General features: G+C 75.7%; 24 protein-coding genes. 9 read left to right on the top strand and 15 right to left on the bottom strand.

Annotation, left to right across the window (positions count from 1 at the left end):
• Positions 1-27: 27 nt before the first annotated feature.
• Positions 28-816: an SDR family NAD(P)-dependent oxidoreductase gene (locus tag AB0N04_RS00520; RefSeq protein ID WP_360205088.1), complete on the bottom strand. Its 789-nt coding sequence runs from the start codon at positions 814-816 to the stop codon at positions 28-30.
• Positions 817-919: 103 nt separating this feature from the next.
• Entirely contained in the window at positions 920-1,846 is a 927-nt protein-coding gene (locus AB0N04_RS00515; RefSeq protein WP_360205085.1) for an NADP-dependent oxidoreductase, read from the bottom strand.
• 147 nt (positions 1,847-1,993) lie between these two features.
• On the opposite strand from AB0N04_RS00515, the gene AB0N04_RS00510 reads away from it, so the two are divergent.
• From AB0N04_RS00510 to AB0N04_RS00500, 3 genes are all read left to right on the top strand, one after another.
• The gene (locus AB0N04_RS00510) at positions 1,994-3,346 is read left to right on the top strand and encodes a LuxR C-terminal-related transcriptional regulator (protein WP_360205083.1); all 1,353 of its coding nucleotides are present in this window, start codon (positions 1,994-1,996) and stop codon (positions 3,344-3,346) included.
• Positions 3,347-3,442: 96 nt separating this feature from the next.
• The gene (locus AB0N04_RS00505) at positions 3,443-3,877 is read left to right on the top strand and encodes a protein phosphatase (protein ID WP_360205080.1); all 435 of its coding nucleotides are present in this window, start codon (positions 3,443-3,445) and stop codon (positions 3,875-3,877) included.
• A 26-nt stretch (positions 3,878-3,903) separates the two neighbouring features.
• Positions 3,904-7,377, top strand: coding sequence for a HEAT repeat domain-containing protein (locus AB0N04_RS00500; protein ID WP_360205078.1), 3,474 nt, complete (start codon positions 3,904-3,906; stop codon positions 7,375-7,377).
• Here the strand turns inward: AB0N04_RS00500 and AB0N04_RS00495 are convergent.
• Together AB0N04_RS00495 and AB0N04_RS00490 are read right to left on the bottom strand one after the other, a co-directional pair.
• Complete coding sequence (locus tag AB0N04_RS00495) at positions 7,361-7,723, bottom strand: hypothetical protein (protein WP_360205075.1); 363 nt, start codon at positions 7,721-7,723, stop codon at positions 7,361-7,363. The two genes, AB0N04_RS00500 and AB0N04_RS00495, sit on opposite strands and share 17 nt — an antisense overlap.
• Before the next feature lie 27 nt (positions 7,724-7,750).
• Complete coding sequence (locus AB0N04_RS00490; RefSeq protein ID WP_360205072.1) at positions 7,751-8,347, bottom strand: DUF2867 domain-containing protein; 597 nt, start codon at positions 8,345-8,347, stop codon at positions 7,751-7,753.
• A gap of 96 nt (positions 8,348-8,443) precedes the next feature.
• Between AB0N04_RS00490 and AB0N04_RS00485 the strand changes: the two genes are divergently transcribed.
• On the top strand, positions 8,444-9,028 hold the full coding sequence (locus AB0N04_RS00485; RefSeq protein WP_360205069.1) for a TetR/AcrR family transcriptional regulator: 585 nt from the start codon (positions 8,444-8,446) through the stop codon (positions 9,026-9,028).
• Between the two features lie 4 nt (positions 9,029-9,032).
• Here AB0N04_RS00485 and AB0N04_RS00480 read toward each other — a convergent pair whose 3' ends face one another.
• On the bottom strand, positions 9,033-9,917 hold the full coding sequence (locus tag AB0N04_RS00480; RefSeq protein WP_360205067.1) for an NmrA family NAD(P)-binding protein: 885 nt from the start codon (positions 9,915-9,917) through the stop codon (positions 9,033-9,035).
• A 68-nt stretch (positions 9,918-9,985) separates the two neighbouring features.
• On the opposite strand from AB0N04_RS00480, the gene AB0N04_RS00475 reads away from it, so the two are divergent.
• Positions 9,986-10,459 (top strand): MarR family winged helix-turn-helix transcriptional regulator, encoded by a 474-nt coding sequence (locus tag AB0N04_RS00475; protein WP_360205064.1) that lies wholly within the window; start codon positions 9,986-9,988, stop codon positions 10,457-10,459.
• Between the two features lie 27 nt (positions 10,460-10,486).
• Here AB0N04_RS00475 and AB0N04_RS00470 read toward each other — a convergent pair whose 3' ends face one another.
• The 8 genes from AB0N04_RS00470 to AB0N04_RS00435 form a co-directional block, all read right to left on the bottom strand.
• Complete coding sequence (locus AB0N04_RS00470; protein WP_360205062.1) at positions 10,487-11,575, bottom strand: urease accessory protein UreD; 1,089 nt, start codon at positions 11,573-11,575, stop codon at positions 10,487-10,489.
• Positions 11,572-12,192 carry an urease accessory protein UreG gene (ureG, locus tag AB0N04_RS00465; protein ID WP_360205059.1) on the bottom strand — a complete coding sequence of 207 codons (621 nt, stop codon included), beginning with the start codon at positions 12,190-12,192 and terminating at the stop codon, positions 11,572-11,574. Before ureG ends, AB0N04_RS00470 begins: the two co-directional genes overlap by 4 nt.
• A 112-nt stretch (positions 12,193-12,304) precedes the next feature.
• Positions 12,305-13,018, bottom strand: a complete 714-nt coding sequence (locus AB0N04_RS00460; protein WP_360205056.1) for an urease accessory UreF family protein — start codon at positions 13,016-13,018, stop codon at positions 12,305-12,307.
• Entirely contained in the window at positions 13,015-14,739 is a 1,725-nt protein-coding gene (ureC, locus tag AB0N04_RS00455; protein ID WP_360205054.1) for an urease subunit alpha, read from the bottom strand. The genes AB0N04_RS00460 and ureC overlap by 4 nt, the downstream gene beginning before the upstream one ends.
• Positions 14,739-15,137 (bottom strand): urease subunit beta, encoded by a 399-nt coding sequence (locus tag AB0N04_RS00450; RefSeq protein WP_360205052.1) that lies wholly within the window; start codon positions 15,135-15,137, stop codon positions 14,739-14,741. Before AB0N04_RS00450 ends, ureC begins: the two co-directional genes overlap by 1 nt.
• Positions 15,138-15,161: 24 nt before the next feature.
• Positions 15,162-16,109: a cobalamin biosynthesis protein CbiX gene (locus tag AB0N04_RS00445; RefSeq protein ID WP_360205049.1), complete on the bottom strand. Its 948-nt coding sequence runs from the start codon at positions 16,107-16,109 to the stop codon at positions 15,162-15,164.
• 3 nt (positions 16,110-16,112) lie between these two features.
• Complete coding sequence (locus AB0N04_RS00440; protein ID WP_360205047.1) at positions 16,113-16,418, bottom strand: urease subunit gamma; 306 nt, start codon at positions 16,416-16,418, stop codon at positions 16,113-16,115.
• A gap of 201 nt (positions 16,419-16,619) precedes the next feature.
• Positions 16,620-17,591 carry an urea transporter gene (locus AB0N04_RS00435; RefSeq protein ID WP_360205044.1) on the bottom strand — a complete coding sequence of 324 codons (972 nt, stop codon included), beginning with the start codon at positions 17,589-17,591 and terminating at the stop codon, positions 16,620-16,622.
• A gap of 583 nt (positions 17,592-18,174) precedes the next feature.
• On the opposite strand from AB0N04_RS00435, the gene AB0N04_RS00430 reads away from it, so the two are divergent.
• Together AB0N04_RS00430 and AB0N04_RS00425 are read left to right on the top strand one after the other, a co-directional pair.
• The gene (locus tag AB0N04_RS00430; protein WP_360205041.1) at positions 18,175-18,708 is read left to right on the top strand and encodes a SigE family RNA polymerase sigma factor; all 534 of its coding nucleotides are present in this window, start codon (positions 18,175-18,177) and stop codon (positions 18,706-18,708) included.
• On the top strand, positions 18,705-19,646 hold the full coding sequence (locus AB0N04_RS00425) for a hypothetical protein (RefSeq protein ID WP_360205038.1): 942 nt from the start codon (positions 18,705-18,707) through the stop codon (positions 19,644-19,646). The genes AB0N04_RS00430 and AB0N04_RS00425 overlap by 4 nt, the downstream gene beginning before the upstream one ends.
• Positions 19,647-19,702: 56 nt before the next feature.
• Here AB0N04_RS00425 and AB0N04_RS00420 read toward each other — a convergent pair whose 3' ends face one another.
• Both AB0N04_RS00420 and AB0N04_RS00415 read right to left on the bottom strand, forming a co-directional pair.
• Complete coding sequence (locus tag AB0N04_RS00420; protein WP_360205035.1) at positions 19,703-20,917, bottom strand: glycosyltransferase; 1,215 nt, start codon at positions 20,915-20,917, stop codon at positions 19,703-19,705.
• Between the two features lie 180 nt (positions 20,918-21,097).
• Positions 21,098-21,397 (bottom strand): hypothetical protein, encoded by a 300-nt coding sequence (locus tag AB0N04_RS00415; RefSeq protein ID WP_360205033.1) that lies wholly within the window; start codon positions 21,395-21,397, stop codon positions 21,098-21,100.
• Positions 21,398-21,820: 423 nt separating this feature from the next.
• On the opposite strand from AB0N04_RS00415, the gene AB0N04_RS00410 reads away from it, so the two are divergent.
• The gene (locus AB0N04_RS00410; protein ID WP_363362847.1) at positions 21,821-24,967 is read left to right on the top strand and encodes a nitrate- and nitrite sensing domain-containing protein; all 3,147 of its coding nucleotides are present in this window, start codon (positions 21,821-21,823) and stop codon (positions 24,965-24,967) included.
• Positions 24,964-25,437 (top strand): roadblock/LC7 domain-containing protein, encoded by a 474-nt coding sequence (locus tag AB0N04_RS00405; protein ID WP_360205029.1) that lies wholly within the window; start codon positions 24,964-24,966, stop codon positions 25,435-25,437. Before AB0N04_RS00410 ends, AB0N04_RS00405 begins: the two co-directional genes overlap by 4 nt.
• The last annotated feature ends 25 nt before the right edge of the window (positions 25,438-25,462 follow it).

Raw genomic sequence — 25,462 nt, 5'->3', positions numbered from 1 at the left:
AGGACCCGCCGCCGCGCGGTGACCGCGCTACTGCGCCAGGTACCCGCCGTCGACGGGCAGCACGGCGCCGGTGACGAAGGAGGCGTCGTCGGAGGCGAGGAAGAGCACGGCCGCCGCGACCTCGGCCGGGGTCCCGAGGCGCCCCATGGGATGCAGCCGCTCGATCCCGGCGAGGTACTCGGCGCCGCCCGGTTCGTCCCGGAGCCGGGCGACGCGCTCGGTGGTGATGGTGCCGGGCGCGACGGCGTTGACCCGGATGCCGCGGTCCGCCCACTCGACGGCGAGGTGCTTGGTGATGCCCGAGGCCACGAACTTGGCCGGGCCGTAGACGGCCTGGCCCCGCTGGCCGGCCTCGCCGGAGATGGAGGAGACGCAGACGACCGCGCCACCGGGCCGCTCCTGCGCGGCCATCGTCTGGATCGCGTACTTGCAGGTGAGGAACATGCCGCGGCCGTCGACGGCCATCACGCGGTCCCAGTCCTCGGCGGTGGCCTCGGTGACCTCCATCAGCGGGAGGACACCGGCGTTGGCCACCAGGACGTCGAGGCGGCCGTGCCGTTCGACGGCGGCCTCGACCATCCGGCGGGCGTCCTGGTCGAGGGAGACGTCGCCGACCACGGTGCTGACGGCGTGCGGCAGCCGGTCCGCGAGCCGGCGCAGACCGGCGGCGTCGACGTCGGTGGCGACCACCGACGCGCCCTCGCGGGCGAAGCGTTCGGCGACGGCCCTGCCGATGCCGCTGGCCGCGCCGGTCACCACGCAGACCCGGCCGGCCAGCCGGCCCACCGCGCCTCCGGTCTCGTTCACAGTCACCATGACGCCGGACTCTACCGATCGTCCGTCAGATTTCCTGGCAAGGCGCACAGTTGGGCGGCACGCCGGGGAGTCCAGCCGGGACGGCTCCTGCGTTGACGATGCGTCAGACCGTGAGCACGATCTTGCCGCGCAGGTGGCCCTGCTCGCTGATCCGGTGGGCCTCGGCGGCCTCCGCCAGCGGGAGCACCCGGTGCAGCGGCAGCCGCAGCGTGCCGGCCTCGTGCAGCGCGAGCGCGGCGGCGTAGGCGCGCTGGTGGTAGGGCACGCCCTCGTCCCCCGTGGTGATGCGGACCCCGTGCTCGGCCGCGCCGGCGAAGTCCGCGATGGTGAGCACCCGTTCGGCGGAGCCGGCCAGCTCGACGGAGAGCGGCAGCACCCCGCCCAGTCCGGCCAGGTCCAGCACCCGGTCCACCCCGCCCGGGGCGAGCGCCCGCACCCGCTCGGCCAGCCCCTCGCCGTAGGCGACCGGGACGGCGCCGAGTTCGGCCAGGTAGGCGTGGTTGGCCGGGCCGGCGGTGCCGATCACGGCGATCCCGCGGGCCCGGGCGAACTGCAGCAGCAGGGTGCCGACGCCGCCGGCCGCGCCGTGCACCAGCAGCGTCTCCCCGGCGCGCACGCCCAGCACGTCCAGCGCCCGCTCGGAGGTCTCCGCGGCGACCGGGATCGCCGCGGCCTGCGCCCAGTCCAGCGAGGCGGGCTTGCGGGCCAGCAGCGCGGCCTCGACGAGCGCCCGCTCGGCGTGGCCGCCGCCCATCAGCGCGCCGAACACCTCGTCGCCGGGCGCCCAGGCGGTGACGTCCGCGCCGACCGCCGCGACCACGCCCGCCACCTCGAATCCGGGCACGGCCGGGAGGGCGACCGGGAAGAACTCCCGGACGGCGCCGCTGCGCAGTTTGTGGTCGAGCGGGTTGAAGCCCGCCGCGCGGACCTCGACCAGGACCTGGCCGGGGCCCGGGGCGGGCAGTTCGACGTCGATCGGGCGCAGCACGTCCGCGCCGCCGTACTCGGGGAAGGCGATCGCCTTGGTCATGGAAGGTCCTCGTGGTCCGGTGTGGTCGGTCGCTCCGACCGTTCCATCCTGCGGCGCGGACGGCGGCGGCCCGGCCCGCCGTTCGGCCGGTTCCACCCGGCCGAACGGCCAGGCGCGGACCGGCCGGCAGCCCGTAGGCTCGACGGCATGGACGGAACCGACGGACGGCACGCGGACGCACGACGGCAGCGGGACTGGGGCCGCCCGGAGGACGCCCTGGCGCGCGCCGTCGAGGTGCTGCGCACCCCGAGGCCGGAGCTCCTGCACCGCCTCTCCGAGGTGCTCGCCACGCTCGTGCCGCACGTGGCGGTCGCCCAGCTCAGCGGCGTCTGCACGGTCTCCCCCGCGTACACCCACGGCCCGCCCGAGCTGGCCGGGGCCGTCGGCAGCGTGGAGCTGGACCGGCTGGCCGGGGCGGTCGCCGCGACCACCGCGACCGGCCGCCCCTGGCAGGGCGAGGCCGAACTGGCGGGCCGGCGGCGGCCGGTGGTGGTCGCCGCGGCGGCCCCGGAGGGCGGCGGCAGCGCGCTGCTGGTGCTGATCCGGGAGAGCGCCGAGCCGGTCCCCGAGGGGGCGCTGGCCCTGCTCCAGCAGCTGTGGGAGCTGGTCGTCACCCACGGCGACCACCGGGCCGTCGACGCCGCCCCCAAGCACGCCGCGGTCTCCCGCGCCTCGGCCGCGGCCCGGGCCCGGGCGATCGCCGAGTTCACCGGCATGCACAACGCGGCGCTCACCGCCGTCCTGGCGCCGCTGCGCTCGGCCGCGCTGGACGACGCCACGGCGCGCCGCAGCGCCACCGAACTCGCGGTGACGGCCCTGCTGGACCTGCGCCGCGGCGCGGACCTGGACCGCGCCCTGAGCGAGCAGAGCGCCGACGCCGCGTTCGCCCGGCTCGACCGGGAGCTGCGGCCGCTGCTGCGGCACACCGGGGTGCGGCTGGAGGTGGCGCCGCCGGCGGAGGCGGACCGGTCCGTGCCGGCGGACACCGCCCACACCGCCCGGGAGGCCGTCCGGGCGGCGGTGCTGGTCATGCTGGAGCAGGAGGGGCTGAGCAGGCTGCACGTGAGCTGGCGGTTCAGCGGTGACACGCTGCGCGCGGTGGTGCGCGACGACGGCCCGGGGCTGCTCGCCGCCGACGCGCTCGCCGTCCACCGCACCGCCGACCGGATCGCCGCACTGGGCGGGACCTGCGCCGTCGAGGCGGTCGCCGGCTGGGGCACCACGGTGACGGTCGACCTGCCGCTCGCCCTCCCCGGGCAGCCGGTCGCGGGCGACCCGTTGGACGGGCTCCAGCCGCGCGAGCTGGAGGTGCTCGACCAGCTGGCGCACGGCCGCCGCAACCGGGACATCGCCGCGGCGCTGCACATCAGCGAGTCGACGGTGAAGTTCCACGTCGCCAACATCCTGGCCAAGCTGGGCGTCTCCTCGCGCGGCGAGGCGGCGGCGCTGGCGCACCGCGCGGGGATGCCGGGCTCCCCGGCCCTGCACGTGGCCTCCTGACCACCCGCCCGCCGAGGCCCTGACCGCCGCCCCGGCCCTGACCACCCGCCCGCCCCGGCCCTGACCGCCGCCCCGCCGCCGACCCCGAGGAACGCCGTGACCGGACCGACCACCTGGGACCCGACCGCCCCCGGCGTCCTGCGGCTGCCCTCCGGGCGGCTGCTGCGCGGCCGCGCCCTGAGCCGCCCGCTGCCGCCGGGCCCGCACCCCTACTTCGCCCTCCACCTGCTGGGCCGCCCGCCGCGCCCCGTCACCTGGGAGAGCCGGTGGGTGCGCTGGCCCGACTTCCGGCTGCCCGCCGACCGCGCCGACGCCGCGGCCGCGTTCCGCGAGGCCTGGGAGCGGTCGGCGACCGAACGCGTCGAGGTCGGCTGCGCCGGCGGCCGCGGCCGCACCGGCACCGCGCTGGCCCGCATCGCGGTCCTCGACGGCGTGCCGCCCGCCGAGGCCGTCCGGTACGTGCGCGACCACTACGACCGCCACGCCGTGGAGACCCCGTGGCAGCGGCGGTTCGTGCGACGCCTGCCCTGACCGGCACCGGCGGCTACCCTGACCGGATGGGCGGGGAACCTGATCGGACGACGAACAACCGGGCGGACGCCGTGGTCGTGCACGGCGACCTCATCCAGGCCGGGACGGTCCACCAGGGCGGTGGCACCGGCGAACGCCCGGTCACCGCCGAGTCGTTGGCCGCCGCCTGCGCCGGGTACGCACGCCGGGTGCGGGAGACGTTCGGGCGACTGGACCTGGAGGTGCTCACCCCGCTCTCCGAGCAGGGCGAGCACCCGGTGGTGGAGCTGCGCGAGGTGTTCGTCACCCCGCAGGTGCGGGAGGACCCGCCCCCGGTCGAGCTCCCTCGCGAGCTGGTGCAGCGCCTGCTCGCGAACGGCGAGCAGACCACCGCGGAGGACGAACTCCCGCCGGGCCTGCGGCAGTCCACCGTCGAACGGCTGCGCACCGGGTACCTGAGCCGCCCGAGCGAGGACGTGCTCGACGTCCTCGCCGGGCCGCGCGGCGAACGGGTCGTGCTGCTCGGCGACCCGGGCTCCGGCAAGTCGACGGTGGCCCGCTACCTCGCGCTCGCCCTCACCCGGGGCGACGACTCCGGACCGCTCGCCCGGCTCGCCGGCCGGCTGCCCCTGGTGGTCGAACTGCGCCAGTACGCCGAGGAGCAGTGGCGCGAGCGCACCTTCGAGGACTTCCTGGACCACCGCCACCGCACCACCGGGATGTCCGTCCCCGGCCCCGAACTGCGCCGGCTGCTCACCGAGGGGCGGGCCGTGGTCGTCTTCGACGGCCTGGACGAGCTGTTCGACCCGGGGACGCGCGCCGCCACCGCGGAGCGGATCGCCGCCTTCGCCGCCCGCTACGACCGGATCCGCGTCGTGGTCACCTCCCGGGTCATCGGCTACCAGCGCGCCACCCTCGGCGGCGCCGGCTTCACCCACCTGATGCTGCAGGACCTCGACCCCGTCCGGATCACCGCCTTCGCCCGCCGCTGGTACGCCATCGCCTGCCCGAGCGACCCGCAGCTCGCCGCCCGGCTGGTCGAGCGGATCGGCGGCGCGGTCGAGGCGTCCCGGCCGATCCGCGAACTCGCCGGCAACCCGCTGCTGCTGACCATCCTCGCGATCATCGGCCGGCGCCAGACCCTGCCCCGGGACCGCCGGGGCGTCTACGAGCACGCCGTCCGGGTGCTCGTCGCCCACCTGGACCGCGACACCAAGCACCTGCGCGCCCCGCTGACCCCCGCCGCCGCCGAGGCCCTCGACCTGCTCGACGACCGCGAACTCCTGGAACTGCTGCGCCTGCTGGCCCGGCGGATGCAGGAGGGCATCGGCGGCATCGCGGGCAACCACATCCACGCCGACGACCTGGAGACGGTCTTCCGCGACTACTTCGCCCAGTTCGGCCTGCCCGCCCACCAGTGCCTGGCGGCCGCCCGGGCACTGCGCGACCAGCTGCGGGAGCGCAACTTCATCCTGGCGCGGTACGGCGGCGAGGTGTACGGCTTCGTGCACCGGGCGTTCCTGGAGTACCTGGCGGCTGCCGACGTCGTCCGCCGCTACACGGTCGACCGGGAGTGGACGCCGCAGGAGCTGATCGAGGAGGTGTTCGCCCGCCGGGTCGACGACCCGACCTGGCACGAGGTGCTGCTGCTGGTCGTCAACGAGCTGAGCGAGGCGGACGCCGGCCGGGTGGTCGACCACCTGCTCGACCGGGGGGACGCCGCCTCGCTGGTCCTGGCGATCCGTGCGCTGGCCGAGGTCCGGAAGATCGGCCTGCTGACCGCGCAGAGCGACCGGGCGATCGACGGCATGACCGCCGCCCTGACCGGCGCGGCCGGGCACCCCGGGAGCAATCCGTTGCTCGCCGCGCTGACGGCGCTGGCCGGCTTCGGCGCCGGGTGGTCCGGGCGGGAGCGCTACCTGCGCTGGTTCCGCCTGCGCGGCCAGTTCCTGCCGCTGGCCGAGGACGCCACCACCGTCGCCTGCACGCTGCACGACGACGTGCGGCCGGCGCTGGCGCTCGCCGTCCACGGGCTCAAGTCCGGCAGCCGGGCCTCCGCGGTGTCCGCCCTGGCCCAGCGCTGGCACGGACGGCCCGAGGTGCTGCCGCTGTTGCTGCGGCTCGTCGACGACGGCGTCTCGCTGGACCGCTACACCGTGGTCAACGAGGTGGCGAAGCGCTGGCCCGAGCACCCGGCGGTGCTGCCGCTGCTGCTCGGCCACGCCGAGACCAGCTCGGACGGCTACCTGCGCACCGTGGCCCTGACCGCGCTGGCCCAGCACTGGAACACCCGCGACGAGGTCCTCGCCGTCCTGCGCGAGCGGGCCGTCCGCGACCGCGACAGCCTCACCCGGGAGGCCGCACTGGTCCGGCTGGCCACGCACTGGCCCGGGCACCCGGAGGTGCTGCCGCTGCTGCTGTCGGCCGCCGTCCTCGACGCCTCGTCGACGGTGCGCTCCGCCGCCCTCACCGAACTCGCCCGCCGCTGGCCCGAGCACCCGGACGTGCTGCCGCTGCTGTTCGAGCGGGCCGCCGGGGATCCGGACCGCTTCCCGCGCGAGGTCGCGCTGAACCTGCTCGTCCAGCACCGGCCCGAGCACCCCGACGTCCTGCCGCTGGCCCTCGACCAGGCCGTGCACGCGCCGGCCTCGGTCCGGGCCACCGCACTGCGCAACCTGGCCGGCCGCTGGCTGCACCACCCGGGCGTGCTCCCGCTGCTGCTCGACCGGATCGCCCGCGACCCGGCCGACTACCCCCGCCAACTGGCCCTGCGCCAGCTGACCCTGGACGGCTGCGAGGACCCGGACGTGCTGCGGGTGCTGCGCGAGCGGATGACCGACGACCCCAGCCCGAACGTGCGCTCCAGCGCGATCGAGGGCGTGGCCCGCTCCCGGGCGCTGCGCGCCGAGGCCCCGGCGCTGCTGCTGGCGCGGGCCGCCGGCGACCCGGACGACTCGGTGCGCGCCACCGCGATCCGTGAACTGGCCGCCGGGTGGCCCGAACACCCGTCCGTGGTGGAGGTGTTGATCGACCGGGCGGAGCACGATCCGGGGGAGGCCGCGCGGCGCCACGCGCTGCAGGCGCTCGCCGCCCGACGGCCCGGGGCGCCGGAGACCGTCGACCTGCTCCACCGGGCCGCGGTGGACCCGTACTCCACCCGGCTGCGCACCACCGCCCTGGGCTTGCTGGCCGAACTCGGCGGGCGGCGCCCGGAGGCGGTCCCCTTCCTCCGCGCCCGCACCCGCGCGGACCCGGACCAGGAGGTCCGCTGCGAGGCGCTCAGCAGTCTCGCGGTGCTGGCCGGAGAGGAGGGCGAGGCGGTGGTCCGCGGCTGCGCCGCCGAGGACCCGAGCCCCGAGGTGCGCGGCCAGGCACTGACCATGCTCGCCTGGCAGTGGCCGGGCCGCCGGGAGACCGTCGCGGCCCTGCGGCGGGCGGCGGGCGAGGACCCCAGCCCCTACGTGCGGGGCGCCGCCGAGGCGGGGCTCCAGGTGGCGGCCCTGCTCACGCGGGAGGGGTGAGCGTGAAGTCCGCCCGGTCGCCGTGCATGACGAGGCGCAGCACCGGGCCGGGCTCCTCGGGGCGCCAGCCGGCGGCCAGGGCCGCGCGGACCAGGTCGGCGGCGAGGGCGGGGGTGACCGGGTCCAGCTGGAAGACCTCGGCGATCCGCTCCGCGGGGGCGGTGAGCAGCACCCCGAAGTTGAGCCAGGGGTCGTCGAAGCGGCGGACGACCTCGAGCGGGCGGGGCGCGCGCCCGGGCCCGTCGGGCCAGACCCGGACGGCCACGTGGTCGGCGTCCAGGTGCCGCACCACCCAGCGGTAGTCGCGGCCGTCGACGTGGAGGGCGCGCGGTGTCCTGAGGGCCATCCGGCGACGATACGCCCCGGGCGTGCCTCAGCCGCGGGCGGGTGGCCGGGGGCGGTCGCGCCAGGCGCGCTCCCACTGGCGGGTCAGGGCGGGGTAGACGACGAGGTGGCGGAACGGTGCGATGAGGGCCATGTAGCGGCGGCCGAGGCGGCCGCGGGGCTTGACCAGGACGGCCATCCGCAGCTCGTGGCCGCCGTCGCCGGTCGGCACCCAGCCGAGGTGCATGAGGGCGTGGACCGTCCGGTTGGCCACCTCGCGGACGGCCTCGTCGGGGAGTTCGTAGACCGGGGCGAGCGGCAGGCCGTCGTCGCGGGCGGGGTCGGCGGTGGCGCGCAGGCCGTCCGGCAGCCGGTCGCGCAGGGTGGGGAGCGCTCGGCCGGGGCCGGCGTCGGGCCGGTCCCAGCCGAGCAGCGCACCGAGGCCGCGGCGGGCCGCGAAGAGGGCCCGGACGGGCAGCGGCCGGCGGCCGCCGGTGCCGGCCCGCAGGGCGGCGAGCATGACCGGGAAGTCGTCCGGCCCGGCGCCGGGTGTGCGGTAGGACCAGACGTCCTCGACCCGGAAGTCTGCCGCGAAGCCGTGGATGCGCCACGGCCGTCCGGTGTGTGCCGTCGTCGGAAGCCTCATGGCTTCGCCCCCCTTTGTATACGCTGGCGTACACATCGAGGCTAGGCCGAATATACGGTGCCGTATATTCACCGGACGAGTGAGGCGGGTCACATCGTGGGCACTGCTCGCACACCGCGCGGGGCATGGGTGGAGGAAGGGCTGCGGGCCCTCGCCGCGGGCGGCCCGGACGCCGTCCGGGTCGAACCCCTGGCCAAGCGGCTCGGCGTCACCAAGGGCGGGTTCTACGGGCACTTCGCCGACCGCGAGGCCCTGCTCGCCGAGATGCTGGACACCTGGGAGCGGGAGAGCACCGACGAGGTCGTCGACCGGGTCGAGCGCGAGGGCGGCGACCCGCGGACCAGGGCCCGGCGCGCCGGCGCGCTCACCTTCTCCGGCGAGCGCCTGCTGCCGCTCGACCTCGCCGTCCGGGACTGGGCCCGGCGGGACGAGGCCGTCGCCGAGCGCCTGCGCCGGGTCGACAACCGGCGGATGGACCTGCTGCGCGAGGTGATCGGCTCCCTCTGCACCGACCCGGACGAGGTCGAGGCCCGCAGCCTGATCGCCATGTGCGTGGCCGTCGCCCGGCACTCCCTCGCCGCCGACCACGGGGGGCGCACCCGGGCCGAGGTCCTCGACCGCGCGGCGGAGCTGCTCTTCCCGGGCCAGGGTGCACCCCAGGGCCCCCGGGGGACCGGGTGACGGCTCACAGCTCCCAGGTGCGGGCGGCGGCCCACTCCTCGACGCCCTGCCAGTGGATGCCGGGGTGCTCGCGGTGCAGCGCCTCGGTGTCGATGTCGAGGCCGGTCTCCCGGAAGTAGCGGAACATCGCCGCCAGGTCGCCGGAGTAGCCCTCGACGACGGACAGCGGGACCTCCCGGTACCGCACCGTCCGCCCGCTCGCCGCGCTGATCGCGGCGGCGATCCGCTCGCCGGTGCACCACTGCGAGGCGATGTCCACCCGCCGGCCGGCGTACGCGTCCGGGTGGGCGAGGACGTGGGCGGCGAAGGCACCGATGGTGTCGGAGGCGATCACCGGGAGCGCGGCGCCGGGCGGCATGGGCAGCGGGAACCAGCCGTCGCGCAGGGACGGGAGCGTCCAGCCGTTGGCGTAGTTGTCCAGGAACACGGCCGGGCCGAGGACGGTCCACGGCAGGCCGAGACCGGCGAGGTGGCGCTCGATCAGGTGCTTGCTCTCGAAGTGCGGGATGCCGGTGGCGCGGTCGGCGTTGCTCGCCGAGGTCAGGACGAGGTGCCGGACGCCGGCGGCGGCGGCCGCGTCGAGCAGGCCGACGCCCTGGCGGACCTCGGTGTCGACGTCGGTGCCGAAGGGGGTGGACATCGCGAACAGCGCCCCCGCGCCGTCGAGGGCGGCGGCGAGCGAGTCCGGGTCGTCGAAGTCGGCTCGCACGGGTTCGGCCCCGAGGGCGGCGAGCCGGAGCGCGGCGGGCGAGGTGACGTCGCGGGTGAGGGCGCGGACCGGCCGGCCGGCCCGCAGGAGGGCCCGGGCGGTGGCACCGCCCTGGGCGCCGGTGGCGCCGGTGACGGCGACGGGGAGCCGGGGCGGCTGCGCAGTATTTACCTGTGTCATGCAGACAATGTAGAAGGAAGTCTCTGCGTCGCACAACTTATTTCGGCGCTGCCGGATACCCTGGCCGCATGACGACCCGCGACGACCTGATGGCCGAGCTCTGGCCGGCCTCCCGCCGCTACCTGGCCTCGTACGTGCTGTTCAACCAGGCCGTCGCCGACCACCTCGGCATGCACCCGACCGACGTCCAGTGCCTCAGCCTGCTCACCCTGGAGGACGGCCCGGTCACCACCGGCCGGATCGCCGAGCTCACCGGCCTCACCAGCGGCTCCGCCACCCGGCTCGTCGACCGCCTGGAGAAGGCCGGCCTGGTCGCCCGCCGCCGCGACGAGGCCGACCGCCGCCGCGTCCTGGTCGCCGTCCTCCCCGACGCCCTGGAGCACTTCGGCCGGGTGTGGCGCACCCTGGGCACCGACTGGGCGGCCGTCTACGCCGACGACAGCGAGGCCGAACTGGCCTTCCTGCTGCACCACATGCGCCGCGTCGTGGACCTCAGCCACCGCCAGATCGCCCGGCTGGCGAACGGCCTGGAGCCCGCCTGACGGCGGCGGGCCCCCGGGCCCGTCCGGTCAGGTCTTGCGCAGCGCCGGCGCCGGAGCCCCGATCAGCAGCCGCCGCACGGCGTCCCAGGCCGCGCGCAGCGCCGCCGCGCACGCCCGGGTGTCCGAGCCGAGCAGGCGCACCCAGGCCCCGGCGTCGTGCGGCAGCACGCTCACCCCGTACAGCAGACCGCAGTCCGCCAGCGCCCCGTGCAGGGTGTCGGCGACCAGCGCCGCCGGCGCGAGCGGGCTGACCGCGTACAGCGTCGACATCACGTCGTGCCCGCCCAGCACCGCCGGGCCGGTCACCCCGGCCGCCGCGGGCTCCAGCCGGACGGTGTCGACGGCGACCGGCCGGCCGTCCGGGCGCCGCACCTCGAGGTCGGAGGCGAACACCCGGTAGGCGTTGCGCTCGCCCCGGGCCAGGCGCCCGGCGAGGACGGTCTCGCCGGCCAGCACGGTGGCGGTCGGGTCGACGGTGAGCACGGTCCGCTGGTAGAGCCGGGAGTCGACGAAGGGGATGACCGGCTCGGGCAGGTACTCGACGTAGGCGCGCGGGCCGGCCTCCAGGTTCACCAGCTGCGTCGCGTAGTCGAACTCCATCCGGTAGACCTTGGTCGCCGCCTGGGTGGTGAGGTGGGTGGCGGTGTCGGCGCCGCACCGCAGGTCGGTGCGGAGCCGGTCGGCCTGGAGGATCCCGCCGCCGGTGGACATCAGGAGCGTGATGGCGAGGTCCGGGCGGGCCGGGTCGTAGTAGAGCGGGCGCATGATCTGCAGCGGCGACTTCTGGTAGTGGCCGGTGAGTTCGGTGCGGGCGCCGATCCGTTCGAAGGCCAGCTCCAGCAGGCCGACCTTGCCGGGGCGTCCGACCGCCAGCGTGTCGGGGGTGCCGGCGTGCCGGCGGACGGCCTCCGGGACGCGGGCCGGCTCGTAGTGCGCGGGATCCAGCCGGTCCCGCCGCGCCGGGCGGACCGGGCGGACCGGGCGGCCTCGTCCGGCCGGCGGCTCCGGCCCGGCCGGCGGCTCCTGCCCCGCCGGGCGGGCCGGCGGCCGCGGCGCGGGCGGGGCGGACCGGCCGCCGGCGGGGGCCGGGACTCCCCCGCCGGTGGTCACGGTCATGCCGGGACCTTGCGGAAGGTCTCCAGGAAGGTCGCGATCTCCTCCAGCCCGTGCCCGGTCAGGCAGTTGGTGAGCACGACCGGTCCGCCCTCGCGGACCCGGTGGGCGTCGGCCTCCATGACGCCGAGGTCCGCCCGGACGTACCGGGCGATGTCGATCTTGTTGATGACCAGCAGGTCGGACTCGGTGATGCCCGGGCCGCGCTTGCGGGGCATCTTCTCGCCCTCGGCGGTGTCCAGCACGAACAGGAAGAGGTCGACCAGGACCGGACTGAAGGTCAGGGTCAGGTTGTCGCCGCCGGACTCGTACAGCAGGGTGTCGACGTCCGGGAAGCGCTCCAGGATCTCGGCGCCGGCCGCGAGGTTCATCGTCGGGTCGTCCCGCACGGCGGTGTGCGGACAGGCCCCGGTCTCGACGCCGACGACCCGCTCGGGGTCGAGCACGCCGGCCAGGGTCCGGCGCACGTGCTCCGCGTCCTCCTGGGTGTAGATGTCGTTGGTGATGACGGCCGGGCGGTGGCCGCGCTCGATCAGCACCGGCACCAGCGCCTCGATCAGCGCCGTCTTGCCGGACCCGACGGGCCCGCCGACGCCCACCCGGAGCACGTTGTCGGTCATGCCTTCCTCCTCTGCTGCAGGGTCATGTGGTCGGACCGGTCCGGGGGCGCGGCGCCGCGCACCGCGGCCCCCGGACGGCCCCGGACGGGCCCGGGTGGGCCCGGGTGGGGCCCTAGCTGGCGAACAGCCTGGCCTCGGCCCGTTCGTGCCGGCCGGACATCGCGTCCGCGACCGGCACGCACCCCCCGAGGTCCGCGAGTTCCCGGGTGAGCGCGGCCGCGACGGTCTCCTCGATCACCGGCGCCGTCGCCCGCAGCACCACCTGCGCCCGGCGGTGGTCGGTCAGCCGCAGCCGCAGGGCCGCGCCGACGAAGCTGGCGCAGAAGGCGAACAGGTCACTGGCGACGGCCTGGTCGACCGGCACGTCGGCCGCCGCGTAGACGACCCCGGCGGCCACCGCCTGCGAGCCGGGGGCCCGCTTGTCGGCGACCAGCACGGCGTACCGCTCCAGCGCCTCGCCGCCCACCGACTCCCGCGCGATGTCGAGGAGTTGGCGGCCCGTCCGGGTGGCGGCCAGCCGCAGCTCGCGGTTGAGCCGGGTGGCGTGCAGCCGCTGGTCCACCTCGGCCAGGTGCTCCCAGTCCCCGGCCCGGGCCGCGCGGTGCGCCAGGGCGAGCGCGGTGGCGTCGGACGGGCCGACGCCGTGCCGCAGCAGGTCGGCGAGCAGCTCGGGCAGGGTGTCCGGGGTGACGGCCCTGGCCTGGGCGTAGCCCTCCAGGCCGTGCGAGAGGGTGTAGAAGCCGCTGGGGAAGGCGGAGTCGGTCAGCTGGAGGCTGACCAGCAGCGACCCGAGGCCCCCGGCGGCCGGGGGCCGGTCGCCGCTCACGTGAGGTAGAACAGGTGGTTGAGCGGGAGTTCGCGGGCCGGCTCGATGGTGGCGGGCTCGCCGTCCAGGGTGACCTTGTAGGTCTCCGGGTCGACCGCGATCTTCGGCAGCGCGTCGTTGCGGACCATGTGCTGCTTGCCGACCGAGCGGCAGCGCCGCACCGGCAGGACCCGGCTCTCCAGGCCGAGCCGGTCCGGGACGCCCAGGTCGACGGCCGCCTGGGACATGAAGGAGACCCGGGTGGCCTGCCGCGCCCGGCCGAGCGCGCCGTACATCGGCCGGTAGTAGACCGGCTGCGGGGTGGGCAGCGAGGCGTTCGGGTCCCCCATCAGGGCCCAGTTGATGACGCCGCCCTTGATCACCGTCTTGGGCTTGGCGCCGAAGGAGTTGATCGGCCACAGCACGATGTCGGCGAGCTTGCCGGGCTCCAGCGAGCCGATGTGGTCGGCGGTGCCGGAGGCGACGGCCGGGTTGATGGTGAGCTTGGCGAGGTAGCGCAGCACCCGGAAGTTGTCGTTGCGCGCGGTGTCGCCGGCGAGCTTTCCGCGCTGGTCCTTGCAGTGGTGGGCGGTCTGGAAGGCCCGGGTGAAGGACTCCCCGATCCGGCCCATCGCCTGCGAGTCGGAGGAGAAGATCGAGATGACGCCCTCGTCGTGCAGGACGGTCTCGGCGGCGATCGTCTCGGCGCGCACCCGGGAGTCGGCGAAGGAGACGTCCTCGGGGATGTCGTGGCTGAGGTGGTGGCAGACCATCACCATGTCCAGCAGCTCGTCCACCGAGTTGACGGTGTAGGGGAGCGTCGGGTTGGTGGAGGACGGCAGGACGTTGGGCTCGCCGGCGATCCGCATGATGTCGGGGGCGTGGCCGCCGCCCGCGCCCTCGGTGTGGAAGGTGTGGATGGTGCGTCCGTCGATCGCCGAGAGGGTGTCCTCGAAGAAGCCGGACTCGTTCAGGGTGTCGGTGTGGATCGCCACCTGGACGTCGTACTCGTCGGCGACGCCGAGCGCGCTGTCGATCGCGGCCGGGGTGCTCCCCCAGTCCTCGTGCACCTTGAGGCCGCAGACGCCCGCCTCGACCTGCTCGCGCAGCGCGCCCGGCAGCGAGCCGTTGCCCTTGCCGAGCAGGCCCACGTTGACCGGCAGGTCCTCGACCGCCTGGTACATCCGCCCGATGTTCCACGGGCCGGGCGTGCAGGTGGTGCCGTTGGTGCCGTCGGACGGGCCGGTGCCGCCGCCGATCAGCGTGGTGATGCCGTTGCTCAGCGCCTCCTGCACCTGCTGCGGGGCGATGAAGTGGATGTGGGTGTCGATGCCTCCGGCGGTGGCGATCAGGTGCTCGCCGGAGATCACCTCGGTGCCGGGGCCGATCACCAGTTTGGGGTGCACCCCGCTCTGGGTGTGCGGGTTGCCGGCCTTGCCGACGGCGGCGATGAAGCCGTCCTTGACGCCGATGTCGCCCTTGACGACGCCGAGCACCGCGTCCAGCACCACGACGTTGGTGATCACCAGGTCCAGGGCGCCCTGGACGGAGGTCGCGGCCGGGTCCTGGGCCATGCCGTCGCGGATGCCCTTGCCGCCGCCGTAGACGGCCTCGTCGCCGTAGTGGCCCTCGTTGAAGTCCTTCTCGATCTCGACGACCAGGTTGGTGTCGGCGAGGTGGAAGCGGTCGCCGACGGTCGGCCCGAAGAGGTCGGTGTACTGCTTGCGGGACAGGACGGCCATCAGCGGCTGGTCTCCTTGAGGTCGAGGTTGGTGCCCTTGAAGCCGCGTGCCAGGGCCTGGTCGATCGCCCGGGCGCGGGTGTCGGGGGAGGTGATGCCGCCGTTGACGAGATTGCTGAAGCCGACCAGCCGGCCGTGGCCGCCGAACTCGGCGAGCGTGACGTCCTTGCTGTCGCCGGGCTCGAAGCGCACGGCGGTGCCGGCCGGGATGTCCAGGTGCTTGCCGAAGGCGGCGTTGCGGTCGAAGTCGAGGGCCCGGTTGGCCTCGAAGAAGTGGTAGTGCGAACCGACCTGGATCGCGCGGTCGCCCGTGTTGCTGACCGTGATGGTGACCTTGGCGCGCCCGGCGTTGATCTCCACCGGGTCCTCGCCGTACAGGTACGCGGCTCCACCGGACATGGCGGGCCCTTCCTCTCTGTCGGTTCAGTGCTGTGGGGGCTGGGTGTGGGCGTGGCGGTGCCCGTGCGGGAGCGGGGCCGGGAGGCGGCCGCCGGAGGGGACGGGAACGGCGGCGGGAACGGGGACGGGTGCTTGGAGCCGGTGGCCGTGGGTGTGGGTGCGGCCGTGGGTCCCTCCGGGGCCGTGACCGTGGGTGTGCGTGCCGCCCGGCCCGTGGCTGTGCGCGTAGCCGTGCCCGTGCTCGGCGTCGAGGCCGGCCAGGATGCCGTCCTCGCCGTGGCCCAGCAGGTGCAGCGCCGCCGCCGTGCGGGCCGCGACCACGCCCGCGATCGCGGCCGGCCCCAGCAGCGGCCCGCCGTCCCGCACCCCGGGCAGTCCGGCGCGCAGGGCCGGCCCGAAGGAGGCCGGGACGGCCGTGACGGTGCGGGCGCCGAGCAGGCGGCAGCGTTCCGCGCCCTCGGCCGGGTCCGGGTCGCCGCCCGCGAAGGCCACCTCCACCCAGCGGTGGCGCCCGTACTGGCGGACCAGCCGGGCGGTCCGGAACAGGTCGGCGTCCTCGAACGGCCCGGCCGCCGGAGCGGTGACCAGCAGGGCGCCCCCGGGGCCCGGTCCGTCGGCGCCGTGCGCACCGGCCGCGGCCCGCAGCCAGCCGACCAGGTGGTCCCGGCCGCCGAACGGTTCGGTGAGGGCCAGCCGGCCCCGGACCTCGCCGTCGGCGAGCCAGCGCAGGGCCCGGGCGGCGTCGGCGACCAGCCCCGGGTCACGCCCGAGGGTCATCGGGACGACGCAGACCGGGCCGTCGGCGGCGGCCAGCGCCGAGCGGACGGCCTCGGCGAGCGGGCGGCCCACGGCGGCGGCGGCGTGCACGGTGGGCTCGCGCTCCACCAGGGCGGCCAGGTCCCGACCGCCGTCGCTCTCGTGCCCGCCGACCAGCACCACGGTGGCGGCCGGCGCGGCGTGGCGTCGGGTCATGGCTCAGGCACCCACCGGGTCGTGGCAGGACACCAGCTTCGTGCCGTCCAGGAACGCCGCCTCCACCTGGAGCAGCGGCAGCATCTCGCGGACGCCGGGCATGACGTCCGCGCCGCCGACGACCTGCTTGCCGATCTCCATGCACTCGGCGACGGTGCGGCCGTCCCGGGCGCCCTCCATGATCGCCTCGCTGATCAGCGCGCAGGCCTCGCTGTAGTTCAGTTTCACGCCGCGCTCACGGCGCTTCCGGGCCAGGTCGGCCACGACGTAGATGTAGAGCTTGTCCATCTCCCGCGGGGCGAGATTCACGGGGAACCACTCTTCCTTTCCGCTTCCCGGATGCGGCCCGAACGGACGGGCCCATGGCGAACGGGCCTTCGGCGAACGGGCGCGTGGCCGAAGGTCTTCGGCTGAACGACGGTGTGGCTGAGATGTGTGGCTGACGGTGCGTTGCTGGCGGTGCGTTGACGATCCCCGGCGAACGAGCGGTCGGACCCCGCCGGTCGCCGGTCAGGCCCTGCGCAGGCGGGGGACGGCCGGGACGGCCGCCAGGAACAGCATGGTCGTCAGGACGAACGGCCAGGTGAAGGCGTGGCCACCGAGGGGCGCGGAAGCCGCGGCGAGCGCCGGGGTCAGGACGGTGGCGCCGGCCGCGCCGAGCACGGCGTAGGCCGCGCTCCAACGGCTCCGGGCCACGAACACCCCGCACAGCGCCATCGCGGTCAGCACCCCGCTGTAGCCGTACAGCCCCTGGCCCACGGCCGCCGCGGGCGCGCCGAGCGCCCAGGCGGTGAGCAGGCCCGTCGCGCTGCCCGCGCAGGCCAGCAGGCCCGCGAGCCGGTCGGCCGCGACGATGCCGGCCAGGAACAGCAGGCCGACGTACCACTGCGGCATGAAGAAGACCTGACCGATGTTCGCGAAGAACCCCTGCCACAACTCCTCCCAGCCCAGTTCGGTCGTGCCGGTCGCCGGGCCGGGCAGCGCCGCCGGGCCGGCGGCGCCGTGCCAGAGCCGCCGGAAGCCGGGCGCCGCGACCGTGATCGCACCGGCGACCAGGCAGAACGGCGCGGTCAGCGCGGGCAGGCCGCGGCCCGAGAGCAGCGCGCCGAGGCCCGCGGTGACGACGACCGCGACGGCGGCCCCGACCACCGCCACCAGCACGGTCGCCGGGTGGTCGGGTCCGAGGAACACCGCGCACGCCAGGGCCACCAGGCACCCGTTGTACCCCTGCAGACCGGCCGCCACGGTGCTCCGCGCCAGCCCGAGGCCGTACGCGGCGCCGGTGGCGACCGCACTGCCCAGCAGGCCGTAGAGGCCGTACCGCCAGCCGGCCGCGAACAGCGCCGCCACGAAGAACAGTCCGCACACGGCGGACGGCATGAAATCGACCTGGGCGACGCCGCGCAGTACCTCGACGACCAATCCGACCGACCGGGGGCGGGCGACCTCCGGATCCCCCGACCCACCCTTTTCCTGACCCATACGTCGCATCTATTCCCGCTACGAAAGTCCACGGCATGGCGAATATCCCTCCGAGCCGCTCGACTTACCCACGAGCCCCGCCCGGCGATTCCTCCGGAACCGTACTCCTGCGGATTGCCGACATGCTTGCACACGACCGGTTACAGCCGTATGGCGAAGCGTGATCACCCCGCCTCTGAGCTGCAACATTTTGTTGAAGAGGCAGGTCGGAGGCGGTCCGGGCCGAGTGCATTCTTTGCGAAGTTTTACTCGCGACCGTCGAGAACGAGAAGGTGGCCATGCCCGGGAATTCGCCACGAAGCCCCACCCCCCGGGCAATTCGGGCGCCCGTCCCGCACCTCCGGAGGTGACGCCGACCGCCCGTGTGACGGGAATGTGTCCACCGTGCGTCGAAGGCCGTTCGCGTTCCCGGATACGCTCCTCCCGCGTCCGGTGGGCGGACGGGAAAGGGCCCCGCCCCGCCTTGCCCCGGCCCCGACACCGGTTCGGCCCCGGACCGCCGCCGACGCCGCGCCGGCCCGCCCCGGCGCCGGAGTAAGCGGTTTCCCCCGCCCCCGGGCTCTAGGGGGGTGAGGAGGTGCTCATGGGAGAAACGAAGACCGACCGGGACGAGGAGTTCCAGGCCTTCATCGTCGGGGCCTGGCCACGCCTGATCCGCACGGCCTACCTGCTGGCCGGCGAGCAGTACGCGGCGGAGGACCTGGTGCAGTCCGCGGCGGAGAAGGCCTGCGCGTCCTGGGCGAAGGTCCGCCGGGCCGGGGACCCGTACGCCTACGTGCGGCGGATCCTGGTGAACCAGCACGCCCGCCGCTGGCGGCGCCGACCGCCCGAACTGCTCGTCGACGTCCTGCCGGACGCGCCCGGCGTCGAGGACGGCTTCGCGCGGTCCGAACAGCGCGGGGAACTGCTGGCCGCGCTCGCCACCCTGCCGGCCCGCCAGCGCGAGGCCGTGGTGCTGCGGCACTGGGAGGACCTGAGCGACAGCCAGGCCGCCGTCGCGATGGGCTGCTCGGTGGGAGCCGTGCGCAGCCACGCGGCGAAGGGGATAGCCAAGCTGCGCGAGGTCGCGGCACTGAAGGAACTCAAGGGCATGGCACGCATCGGAGGTGCGGTATGAGCACGGGCGGGGACAACGCGGCGTTCGGCGCGGGCACGGCGGCGGACGGCACCGACGCGTGGGTCGGCCGCGGACTGGCCGACGCGGCGACGGGCGCCAGGATCGGCTCCGTCCCGCTGCCGGACATCATGGCCGGCGGCCGGCGGATCCGGCGCCGCCGGCGCACCATGGTCGGCGCGCTCGCCCTGGCCGCCACCGTGGCGCTGGCCGGCGGCGTGACGGCCACGCTGCACCCGGGCCCCGGCGGGGCGCCGCAGCCGCTCGTCGCGGCGAACTCCGGCCCCGCCACCGGCACCGGGGCCGCCCCGGCCACCGATCGGGCCCCGACGACCGCGCCCGCCGCGAAGGACCCGTTCACCCCCGTCCGGGTGGTCATCGGCCAGGGCACCGTCGACGGCAAGGAGTGGAAGCTGTGGCAGGCGGTCTGGCCGGCCGCCCCGAAGGAGCGGGCGTACGAGCAGGCCCTGGCCGTCTGGCAGGAGCGCAACGCCGTCGACCCGACCGTCGAGAAGCCGACCACCGACTTCGTCCAGCACTACTGGTCGACCACGGAGGACGTGGTCAACACGTACGCCACGCTGGACGGGGTGCGCCAGAAGTACGACTCCCAGGGCAGCTTCCCCGACGCGGCCCACTTCGACCCGCGGGACGGCGACTACATCGGGGGCGGCGTCATCGGCCCCCGGAGCAAGGACGGCACCCCCGGCCCGCTCCCGATCCGGCTGGCCAGCGTCACCGCCGGCCCGAACGTCGGCCGGATCGTGGTGACCTGGACGGACGGCACCGTCCTCGAACCGCAGCTGGTCCCGGTCGGCGACACCCCGTACCGCCACGTGGTGGTGCCCGAGCAGCCGGGCCGGAAGGTGCAGTCCTGGCAGTTCTTCGCCAAGGACGGCACCGGGATCCCGGACTCCGGCCTGAAGCTGCTCACCGAGTAGCCCCGCCCCGCGCCGCGGTGCCCACCCCGCGCCGACTTCCCACTCCGCCGCGGCGCTCAGGCCCCGGGCCGGACCAGGAGGTCCGCGGCGACCGCCGTTCCGTCGGTGCGGACGGTGCCGGCCACGGCGGCGGCCCGGGCCCGCACCTCCGGGGTCAGCGCCTCCCCGAGCGCGGCGGACAGGGACTCCACCGTCGGCGTCGCCCCGTCGTGGGCCACGCCGACGCCCAACGCGGCCACCCGGCCCGCCCAGTAGGGCTGGTCCACGATCTGCGGCACCACCACCTGGGGCGCACCCGCCCGGGTGGCCGTCGTCGTCGTGCCCGCGCCGCCGTGGTGCACCGCGGCCGCCACCCGCCCGAACAGGGCCTGCTGGTTGACCTCGCCGACCACGAAGCAGTCGTCCCGCCCGTCGCCGTGGCCCAGTTCGGCCCAGCCACGGGCGATCACCACGCGGCGGCCCTGCGCGCGCACCGCCGCCACGGCCACCTCGGCGACGTCCTGCGCGCCGCGCATCGGCATGCTGCCGAAGCCCACGTACACCGGGGGCTCGCCGGCGTCGAGGAAGGCCACCAGGTCGGCCGGGAGCGGGCGTTCGTCCGGCAGGATCCACGCGCCGGTCTGCACGACGTCGAGGCCCGGCGCCTGCCGCCACGGGTCCAGCACCGGGTCCGTCGCCAGCCAGGGCCGCGCGGTGAGGACGTGGTCACGGACGTTGTCCACCGGCGGCAGGCCCACCGACACCCGGTGGCCGTTGACGGCCTCGCCGAACAGCGCGTTCATCGTCCCGACGTTCAGCGCCCACAGCTCCGCGTTGTCGGTCACCTCCGGCGGGTACGGCCGGCCGGGGTACTGGAACGGCGGGTGGTGCGGGGAGGGCAGGACGGTCGGCTGGAGCGCCAGGTAGGCGTAGCGCAGGCCCAGCTTCTCGGCCGCCGACCGTGCCCCGGCCGCTGCGGGGAACAGGCCGGTCGCCACCACCGCGTCCCCAGGCCCCGCCCCGGCGGAGACCGCGTCGTAGAACTGCGCGACCAGGTCGGCCGCGCGCCGGGGCAGTTCCGAGGACGCGGGCGGCGGCCCCGTCACCAGCGAGCGCACCGAGAGGCCGGTCGGCACCATCTCCACGCCGACGGCGTCCAGTTGCGCCGCGAACTCCTCGTCCGGCGGCGCGCACACCCGCACCTGCGCACCGAGCTCCCGCAGCCGCACCGCCAGTCCGGCCAACGGCTGGACGTCCCCCCGCGACCCGTACGTCGCCAGCACCACGCGCATCCGTGAATCTCCCGTTCCCCCAGGCAGCGATCTTGACCCGGCGATTCTGCGGCACCACCGGGGCCTTGCCGCAAGACCCCCCGTGCGCTATACGTTGAGAGTGGAGAGGGGTGATCACCCCTCCGCCGCGAGCGCCCGGACGTGCGGATCCCGCGGGGGCGCTGGGGAGCCCACGGGCCGTCAGGGGGTGGCGCGGCCGATCGCGCGCAGGACGTCGGCGAGCCAGACCAGGTGGTGGCCCACGGCGCGGTCCGGGTCGGCGAGCAGGGCCTCCAGGTGCTGCCACGACTCCGAGAGCTGTCCGATCGTCAGGGCCGGGGGCCCGGCGTACACCTCGTGGAGCTCGCCGCCGGGGACGGACCAGAAGTAGTCCTCGTCGAGCGCCACCCGGTCGCCGGTCGAGGCCTCCACGTGCCGCAGGGCCAGGTCGAGGACTCGGCGGAGGCCGTCGGTCGGGATGTGCAGGGGTTCGCCGGTCATGGCCGCCATCGTGCCGCAGCCGCGCGGGCGGCCCCCCTCCGGGGCGGCCCCGCGGGTGATGGCGGGGTGGGCACGGAAAGTGACGACACAGAGTTTTCACACGGAGTCCACCCGCAGGGCGGTGACCAGCACTGACACTCTGTCAACAGGCCGCGAACTGGGATGCTTCGAGTGCGCACGGTCAACGACCAGGTGACATTGTGTCGGGAGCGTGTGCGTGGACCGTCCGGACGGCGAACACACTTTCACTCCAATCACACGGTATGACTAGTATCGCCTCGTCAAAAGCCCGTGCCCGACGGCCCGGCCCCGACCCGGCCGGCCGCCAGCCCCAAGGAGTCTGCTCTGCGCGCGCGTGCGAATCGGCGGCCCCCGACGCCGAAGGCCCCCCGCAGGCGTCCACGCCTGTCACTGCGGACGGCGTTGCTCGTCCTCGCAGTCGTCCCCAGCGTCGCCCTCGCCGTCCTGTGGGCGGTCACCAGCGGCCAGACGGTCTTCGACTTCCAGCGCCAGGCCGGCCAGGGACTGCTCGCGCAGAAGGCCGGCCAGCCGTCCAACATCGTCTACTACAACCTCCAGGAGGAGCGCCGGCTCAGCGCCGAGGCGCTCGCCCGGCCCGGCGCCAACGCCGACCAGCTGCGCCGCCAGCGCCAGCAGACCGACGACGCGGTCCGCCAGTTCCAGACCCTCTCCGGCGAGACCGCCGACAACGCCCCCGAAGAGGTCCGCACCGCCGTCGCCGAGGCCCGCCAGGCCCTCGGCCGACTCGCCGAGCAGCGCGCCGCCGTCGACCGGGGCTCGATCGACCAGCAGTCCCTGTTCGCGTACTACACCGACCTGATCGCCGTCGACCTGCGGCTGTTCACCGCGCTCAGCCACGTCGACACCGGCGAGGTCACCTGGATCTCCAAGACCCTGGTCAACGCCTTCTGGGCCAAGGAGATGCTCGCCCGCGAGGACGCCCTGCTGGCCCGCGGCTGGCCCACCGGCCGGCTCGCGACCGCCGACTACCAGCAGGTCGAGCAGGCCATCGGCGCGCAGGAACACCTCTTCACCGTCCAGGTCGTCCCGTACGTCCCGGACGCCGAGGCGCCCGCCTGGCGCGACCTGATGAACAGCCCCGCCTGGCAGGCCAAGACGGCCGTCGAACAGTCGCTCACCCGGCCCGCCGGCGCCGAGACCAACGGCACCGTCAGGCTCCCCGCCGCGCAGGACCAGTGGCGCCAGGCCGTGGACCAGCTCAACCCGCAACTGATCAAGGCCATCGAGACCCGCACCAGCGGAATCGTCGACGTCGGCAAGGGCACCATCCTCTCCCTGCTCACCCGGGTCGTGCTGACCACGGTGGTCGGCCTGATCACCGTCGTCGCGGTGATCACCGCCTCCTGGCGCCTCAGCCGCTCGCTGCGCCGCCGCATCAAGGAACTGCACACGCAGGCCGAGGAGATGGAGCGCACCCTGCCCGAGGTGGTGGAGCGCCTCGGCCGCGGCGAGCCGGTCGACGCCGAGGCCGAGAGCCGCAGCATCACCGCCGGCCCGCACGGCAACGGCACCGACGAGCTGGCCCGGCTCGGCCAGGCGCTCAACCTGGCCCGGTCCGCCGCCGTCGAGGCCGCCGTCCGGCAGGCCGAGCAGCACCGCGGCTTCGAACGGCTGCTGCAGCGCATCGCCCGCCGCACCCAGCTGCTGATCGGCCGCCAGCTGCGCAAGCTCGACGAGCTGGAGCGCCGGCACGAGGACCCGGAGGTCCTGGAGGGCCTGTTCGACCTCGACCACCTCACCGCCCGGCTGCGCCGCTACGAGGAGAACCTCGTCATCATGGCCGGCGGCCAGCCGCAGCGGCGCTGGCGCAAGCCCGTCCCGCTGCTGGACGTGCTGCGCGCCGCCCAGGGCGAGGTGCAGGACTATCGCCGGATCCTGCTCGACGTCGAGGGGCACCCGTGGCTGTCCGAGCGGGCCGTCGGCCCGGTCGCGCACGTCCTCGCCGAGCTGATGGAGAACGCCACCACGTTCTCCAAGCCCCCCACCCCCGTGGAGGTCAGGGCCGCGATGGTCGGGCGCGGGCTCGCCGTCGAGATCGAGGACCGCGGGCTCGGCATGGACCCGGAGCAGTACGACGCGGCCAACGAGCTGATGAGCCGCCCGCCGCGCACCGACGTGCTGGCCCGGGCGGACGACATCCGGCTCGGTTTCCACGTCGTCGCCCGGCTCGCCGCCAACACCGGGCTGCGGATCGAGTTCCGGCCGTCGGCCTTCGGCGGCACCCGGGTGGTCGTGCTCGTCCCGGACGAGCTCGTCATCGACGGCGACGCGGGCCTGCCGGACGAGGGCTCCCCGGTGGAGCCGATCCCGCTGGTGCGGCGCTCGCGCAAGGCCCTGCTGACGGCCTCCGACGAGGCGCCGGAGCCGGCCCCGACCGGACCGCCGGTCGCCCCCGTCGACGCCTTCGGGGGCACCGACGCCCCCGGGCCGGTGGACGCCTTCGGGCAGGTGGACCCCTTCGGTCTGGCCCAGGACGGCCCGCAGCCGCGGCCGTTCGGCCAGGCACAGCCGTTCGGCGAGGCGCAGGCCCAGTCACAGGCGCAGGCCCAGGCTCAGTCACAAGCCCAGCCGCTCGGCCGGGCCGCGGACGGCGAGCACGCCCAGGCGTTCGGCCGGGCCCAGTACGGCGAGCGGACCCGGGCGCGGTTCGGCGACCGGCCCGGGCACCCGCCGGAGGCCGCGGCCGTCCCGGACGCCCCCGCCGGGCCCGCCCACGACACCGCGGACCTCGAGGAGGACCCGTCGGCCGCCCGGGTCTCCGGGGTCTCGCACCACGCCCCGGCCGACCCGCTCGGGCACGTCGAGTACCTGCGGCCCGAGGACCTCCCCGCCGCCGAGCCGCTGCCGTTCCCCGTCGCGTCCGCCGGGCAGCCGGACGAGGCCGCGGACGCACCGCTGTTCGGGCCGTCCGGGCAGCCGGCGGAACGGCCCGTCCAGCACGGCTCCCCCGCCGCCGAGGCCCCCACCGGGCGGGCCCCCTCGCACGACGCCCCCGCCTACCCGGACATCGCCTACGCCCGGGTCACCGCCGCCGAGGCTCCCTACGCCGACGAGCAGTACCGCCCGGCCGACCACTACCGGCTGGCCGAGCGCCGGCGCCGCGAGTACCCCTCCGCGGTGCCGCTCTCGCCAGCCGAGGGCGGGCAGGCCCCGCTGCCGCAGCGGGTGCGGCAGGCCAGTCTGGCCGCCGAGCTGCGCGTCCCGCCGCCGCCCCGGCAGGAGTGGGTCGACCCGGCCGGCGGGCCCCGCCCCGAGGCCTCCGGACCGGACACCGGAGCGGCCGGCGGCCCCGCCGGGGGCCCGTTCCAGCGCCCCGTCCGGCGCTCCGGTGCGACGATCGGCGCCTTCCAGCGCCAGTCCCGCGCCGCCCGCGCCCAGGACGGCGGCGAGCACCCGCTGCCCCGGGCCGCGACCCCGCCGGCTCCCCCCACCGACCTCGCCGGCCCCCCGACGCCCGCGCCCGGCCCCTCCCCCTGGGCCCTGCCGGCCGCGGACCCCCGAACGACACGAACGGATGACCAGTCATGAACCGCACGATCGCCACCCACCAGGACCTGGACTGGCTGCTGGACGGACTCGTCGACTCGGTGCCCGGGACCAGGAACGCCGTCCTGCTCTCCGACGACGGCCTCGTCGTCAGCCACTCCCGCAGCATCGAACGGGCCGACGCCGAGCGCCTGGCCGCCGTCGCCACCGGGCAGCAGAGCCTCGCCCGCGGCGTCGGCCAGCTCTTCGACGGCGGGCCCGTCCACCAGGTGATCGTGGAGCTCGCCGAGTGCTGGCTGTTCATCATCGCCGCCGCCCAGGGCACCCACCTGGCCGTCGTCGCCTCGCAGGAGGTGGACGCCGAGGTGATGTCCGTGGCCATGCACACCCTGGTGCAGCAGGTCGGCAAGAAGCTCAGCACCCCGGTGCGTCAGGACGCCGCCCCCGGTGCCCCGGCCGGCCCCGGCGCCCCGGCCGCCTTCGACGCCTTCGCGGCCCGGAACCGGGGCTGACGCCGGTGGGACCGCACGGGGCCGG

Origin of the sequence: Kitasatospora sp. NPDC051702 (assembly GCF_040681575.1) — a bacterium.
Lineage (GTDB): Bacteria > Actinomycetota > Actinomycetes > Streptomycetales > Streptomycetaceae > Kitasatospora.
The sequence above is the reverse complement of the archived record's forward strand: the minus strand, read 5'-3'. Positions and strand labels throughout refer to the sequence as shown.

Coding starts and splice junctions, on each gene's coding strand:
- AB0N04_RS00520 (WP_360205088.1), bottom strand. CDS start 816: ATGGTGACTGTGAACGAGACCGGAGGCGCGGTGGGCCGGCTGGCCGGC.
- AB0N04_RS00515 (WP_360205085.1), bottom strand. CDS start 1,846: ATGACCAAGGCGATCGCCTTCCCCGAGTACGGCGGCGCGGACGTGCTG.
- AB0N04_RS00510 (WP_360205083.1), top strand. CDS start 1,994: ATGGACGGAACCGACGGACGGCACGCGGACGCACGACGGCAGCGGGAC.
- AB0N04_RS00500 (WP_360205078.1), top strand. CDS start 3,904: ATGGGCGGGGAACCTGATCGGACGACGAACAACCGGGCGGACGCCGTG.
- AB0N04_RS00495 (WP_360205075.1), bottom strand. CDS start 7,723: ATGGCCCTCAGGACACCGCGCGCCCTCCACGTCGACGGCCGCGACTAC.
- AB0N04_RS00490 (WP_360205072.1), bottom strand. CDS start 8,347: ATGAGGCTTCCGACGACGGCACACACCGGACGGCCGTGGCGCATCCAC.
- AB0N04_RS00480 (WP_360205067.1), bottom strand. CDS start 9,917: ATGACACAGGTAAATACTGCGCAGCCGCCCCGGCTCCCCGTCGCCGTC.
- AB0N04_RS00475 (WP_360205064.1), top strand. CDS start 9,986: ATGACGACCCGCGACGACCTGATGGCCGAGCTCTGGCCGGCCTCCCGC.
- AB0N04_RS00470 (WP_360205062.1), bottom strand. CDS start 11,575: ATGACCGTGACCACCGGCGGGGGAGTCCCGGCCCCCGCCGGCGGCCGG.
- ureG (WP_360205059.1), bottom strand. CDS start 12,192: ATGACCGACAACGTGCTCCGGGTGGGCGTCGGCGGGCCCGTCGGGTCC.
- ureC (WP_360205054.1), bottom strand. CDS start 14,739: ATGGCCGTCCTGTCCCGCAAGCAGTACACCGACCTCTTCGGGCCGACC.
- AB0N04_RS00450 (WP_360205052.1), bottom strand. CDS start 15,137: ATGTCCGGTGGAGCCGCGTACCTGTACGGCGAGGACCCGGTGGAGATC.
- AB0N04_RS00445 (WP_360205049.1), bottom strand. CDS start 16,109: ATGACCCGACGCCACGCCGCGCCGGCCGCCACCGTGGTGCTGGTCGGC.
- AB0N04_RS00435 (WP_360205044.1), bottom strand. CDS start 17,591: ATGGGTCAGGAAAAGGGTGGGTCGGGGGATCCGGAGGTCGCCCGCCCC.
- AB0N04_RS00430 (WP_360205041.1), top strand. CDS start 18,175: ATGGGAGAAACGAAGACCGACCGGGACGAGGAGTTCCAGGCCTTCATC.
- AB0N04_RS00425 (WP_360205038.1), top strand. CDS start 18,705: ATGAGCACGGGCGGGGACAACGCGGCGTTCGGCGCGGGCACGGCGGCG.
- AB0N04_RS00420 (WP_360205035.1), bottom strand. CDS start 20,917: ATGCGCGTGGTGCTGGCGACGTACGGGTCGCGGGGGGACGTCCAGCCG.
- AB0N04_RS00415 (WP_360205033.1), bottom strand. CDS start 21,397: ATGACCGGCGAACCCCTGCACATCCCGACCGACGGCCTCCGCCGAGTC.
- AB0N04_RS00405 (WP_360205029.1), top strand. CDS start 24,964: ATGAACCGCACGATCGCCACCCACCAGGACCTGGACTGGCTGCTGGAC.